The organism is Halomonas sp., from assembly GCF_041689495.1.
Lineage (GTDB): Bacteria > Pseudomonadota > Gammaproteobacteria > Pseudomonadales > Halomonadaceae > Halomonas.
This window is the reverse complement of the sequence record NZ_JBDNGD010000301.1, coordinates 1-3887: the sequence shown is the minus strand read 5'-3', so window position 1 is coordinate 3887 and position 3887 is coordinate 1. Positions and strand designations below refer to the sequence as shown.

Below are 3887 nucleotides of genomic sequence, written 5' to 3'. Positions count from 1 at the left end.
TCGACTCGGTGGACAAGGCCCGCGGCCTGGTGAAGATCATCGAAGCCACGGCGGTACGTGACGGCGAGACGCCGATCATCATCGACACCATCGTCGACGAGAAAATCCGGGAGGTGATCCGCGATGCCATTGGCTTCAAGATCGACATCTTCTCGACCTTCCTCGCTCCCCTGGAACAGGAACTCGCCACCCACTCTTCCTACAGTGTCGGGCGCACTCATGCCATCGGCAGGGATGACGTCTACATGGACCGCATCCAGTCCGTGCATTTTGCCCTGGACAACGACGATGGCGCCCGTACCCACCAGTATAATCAAGCGGACGTCATCCTGATCGGAGTCTCGCGCTGCGGGAAGACACCCACCTCGCTCTACCTGGCCCTGCAGTTCGGCATCCGCGCCGCCAACTACCCCTTGACCGAGGACGACGAGGACGAGGATGGCACCCTGAAGCTGCCCAGATCTCTCGGCGAGCACCGGCACAAGCTGTTCGGCCTCACCATCGATCCGCGGCGCCTGGCGGCGATACGTCACGAACGACGACCCAACAGTCGCTACAGTTCCATGGACCAGTGTATGCAGGAGGTCGGTCAGGCCGAGGGCCTTTACCGGCAGATGCATATCCCCTTCATCGACACGACCCGCTCCTCCGTGGAAGAGATCTCGACACGAATGATCGCCGAGATGGGTCTGATGCGGCGGTTCTCGCCGCGGTAAGCACTCAGCGCACCACTCCCGCCCTTCTGAGACGGGCGATATCCTCCGACGTGAGCCCCATCTCGGCAAGGATCTCGTCGCTGTCCTGGCCAAGCTCGGGTGGAGCCAGGTCACTGGTCGACGAATCACCGTCGAAACGCAGCGGATTGGCCACCTGCGGCACGTCCACCCCGCTGCGGTGGAGGATCCGGTGCATGTGGCGATGCTGCACCTGGGGGTCGTCGAACACCTCGGTGAGGGTATGGATGGGACCAGCGGGTATGCCACGGGCCTCGAGCTCGGCGAGCCACTTGTCCCGGCAGCACGACATCAGGAGGCGCTGGATCTCGGCAACCAGAACCTCTCGGTTACCCACCCGAGCCGCATTGGTGGCATAGGCGGGATCCTCGGCCCACTCGGGGTGACCGAGCAGATCGGCGAGGCGCGCAAACTGACTGTCGTTGCCCACCGTCAGCACCAGATGGCCATCGGCGCAGGCGAAGGCCTGGTAGGGCACGATGTTGGGGTGGGCGTTGCCGTGACGCTGTGGCGAGACGCCGGTCACCAGCGCATTGAGTGCCTGGTTGGCCAGGGTCGCGACCTGAACGTCGAGCAGCGCCAGGTCGACATGCCGCCCTCGACCCGTACGTTCTCGCTCGTGCAGCGCGGCCAGCACCCCTACCGTGGCGTAGAGCCCGGTCATCACATCGGTGATCGCCACACCGGTCTTCATCGGCATGCCGTCTGGTTCACCGGAAAGGCTCATCAACCCGCCCATGGCCTGGATCATGAAATCGTAGCCGGCACGATGGGCATAGGGGCCATCCTGGCCGAAGCCGGTGATGGAGCAGCCGATCAGGCGCGGGTTGAGCGCCCGCAGGCTGGCATAATCGAGGCCGTATCTTTCGAGTCCGCCGACCTTGAAGTTCTCCAGCAGGATGTCGGCGCCCCTTGCCAGTTCGCGCACCAAGGCCTGGCCTTCGCGGCTGGCGATGTCCAGCGCAAGGGATTGCTTGCCACGGTTGGCACAGAGAAAATACGCCGCCTCTCCCTGTGCATCAGACGCATTGTCCAGCCAGGGCGGGCCCCAGCCTCGGGTATCGTCACCCCGGCCTGGGCGCTCGATCTTGATCACGCGAGCACCCAGGTCAGCGAGCAGCTGTCCCGCCCAGGGCCCGGCCAGTATCCGCGACAGGTCCAGCACCACGAGGCCCGCCAGGGGTCCGCTCATCTCGGCCTCCTCGAACTCAATTGGCAAAGGCCTGGATGCCCGTCTGGGCACGGCCCAGGATAAGGGCATGGACATCGTGGGTACCCTCGTAGGTGTTCACCGCCTCGAGGTTCATGACATGACGAATGACGTGGTACTCGTCGGAGATGCCATTGCCGCCGTGCATGTCCCGGGCCATCCGGGCAATGTCCAGGGCCTTCCCGCAGTTGTTGCGCTTGATCAGCGAGATATTCTCGGGTACCAGCTGGTTGTCGTCGATCATGCGACCCACCCGCAGGGCCGCCTGCAGCCCCAGGGCAATCTCGGTCTGCATGTCGGCCAGCTTCTTCTGGATCAGCTGGTTGGCGGCCAGCGGTCGACCGAACTGCTTTCGATCCAGAGTATACTGCCGCGCGGCGTGCCAGCAGGCCTCGGCGGCTCCCATGGTCCCCCAGGCGATCCCGTAACGCGCTCGATTGAGGCAGGAAAACGGACCCTTCAGGCCCTCGACACCGGGCAGGCGCTGGTCATCGGAGACCTCGACATCCTGCATGGCGATCTGGCCGGTGACGGAGGCCCGCAGGCTGAACTTTCCCTCAATCTTCGGTGCCGAGAGTCCCGCCATGCCCTTCTCGAGGATGAAGCCCCGCACCACACCCTCTTCATCCCTCGCCCAGACAACGAAGACATCTGCAATGGGCGAGTTGGTGATCCAGGTCTTGGTGCCATTGAGACGCCAGCCGTTCTCGGTGCGTCTGGCCCGAGTGGACATCCCGCTGGGATCAGAGCCATGGTCCGGTTCCGTCAAGCCGAAACAACCGATCCATTCGGCACTGGCCAGCTCAGGAAGATATTTCTCGCGCTGGGCATCGCTGCCGAAGGCATGGATGGGGTACATCACCAGGCTCGACTGCACGCTCATGGCACTGCGGTAGCCGGAGTCCACTCGCTCCACCTCGCGAGCGATCAGGCCGTAGCTGACATAGTTCAAGCCGGCACAGTCGTAGCCGTCGATGGTAGCGCCGAGAAGTCCCAGCTCCCCCATCTCCTTCATGATCTCGGGGTCGAAATGCTCATGACGGTTGGCCTCGATCACTCTCGGCAGAAGCTTTTCCTGGCAGTAATCATGGGCGGTCTGTAGCACCATCCGCTCATCCTCATCCAACTGATCGATGAGGCGGAACGGATCGTCCCAGGTAAGGGGGCTGATCTGGCTCATGGAGGAACTCCTGAATGGCGGATGACAATCGACAGTGTACCGAGATGCCGACCTGGTGTCGGCATTGGCCGTTGGCGTGAGCGGGCCTTCATGTCGCGGGAGGCGATAGCGAGCGACGGGCCGGTCAGTCTTCCTCCCCGGCACGGTAGAGCGTCTGGATACTCGAGAAGTCCAGTCCGCCGTTGCCCTGGGCACTGTGCAGGGCGAAGAGATTTCGGGCCTGGGAGCCCATGGGCACGCTGGCCTTCGACATCAGTGCCAGTTCCCAGGCCAGGCCGAGATCCTTGGCCATCAGGTCGGTGAGAAAGCCACCCTGATAGTCACGCGACGCCGCCGAGCCGTCCATCACGCCGGGCCAGGGATTGTAGACATTGAGCGCCCAATTGCCGCCACTGCTCTGTTTCATGATCTCCGAGAGCACCGCCGGATCCATCCCGTTCCTGACGCCCAGCGCCAGAGCCTCGGCGGTCCCGCTCATCAGCACACCCAGCAGCATGTTGTTGCAGATCTTGGCGACCTGACCCGACCCCGTCTCACCGGCGTGGAAGATATTAGTGCCCATGACCTCGAGAACCGGCCTGGCCTGCTCGTAACCTGACGCGTCGCCGCCGACGATGAAGGTCAGGGTACCGGCCCAGGCACCGTTGATACCGCCGGAGACCGGGGCATCGAGATAGGTCAGGCCGTGTTCGATGGCCGCCGTCCCGACGATGCGGGCATCCTCCGGCGAGATGGTCGAGGCGTCGATGATCAGGGGCTTGCC

The 3887-nt window shown here is 63.6% G+C and carries 4 protein-coding genes; 1 reads left to right on the top strand and 3 read right to left on the bottom strand.

Going from position 1 to position 3887, the window contains the following annotated elements; translation table 11 throughout:
* A partial coding sequence (gene ppsR, locus ACESMD_RS10080; RefSeq protein ID WP_372612770.1) for a pyruvate, phosphate dikinase/phosphoenolpyruvate synthase regulator occupies nucleotides 1–716 on the top strand: 716 nt, incomplete at its 5' end.
* 4 nt (nucleotides 717–720) lie between these two features.
* On the opposite strand, the gene ACESMD_RS10075 is transcribed toward ppsR, so the two are convergent.
* The 3 genes from ACESMD_RS10075 to mmsB all read right to left on the bottom strand — a co-directional run.
* Entirely contained in the window at nucleotides 721–1926 is a 1206-nt protein-coding gene (locus ACESMD_RS10075; protein ID WP_372612768.1) for a CaiB/BaiF CoA transferase family protein, read from the bottom strand.
* A 16-nt stretch (nucleotides 1927–1942) separates the two neighbouring features.
* Nucleotides 1943–3124: an acyl-CoA dehydrogenase gene (locus tag ACESMD_RS10070; protein WP_372612767.1), complete on the bottom strand. Its 1182-nt coding sequence runs from the start codon at nucleotides 3122–3124 to the stop codon at nucleotides 1943–1945.
* Nucleotides 3125–3248: 124 nt separating this feature from the next.
* Nucleotides 3249–3887 (bottom strand): 3-hydroxyisobutyrate dehydrogenase (gene mmsB / locus ACESMD_RS10065; protein WP_372612765.1); only part of this gene is annotated, 639 nt, incomplete at its 5' end.

Excerpts from the sequence above, each read along its gene's own strand:
- ACESMD_RS10075 (WP_372612768.1), bottom strand. The coding sequence starts at position 1,926 with ATGAGCGGACCCCTGGCGGGCCTCGTGGTGCTGGACCTGTCGCGGATA.
- ACESMD_RS10070 (WP_372612767.1), bottom strand. The coding sequence starts at position 3,124 with ATGAGCCAGATCAGCCCCCTTACCTGGGACGATCCGTTCCGCCTCATC.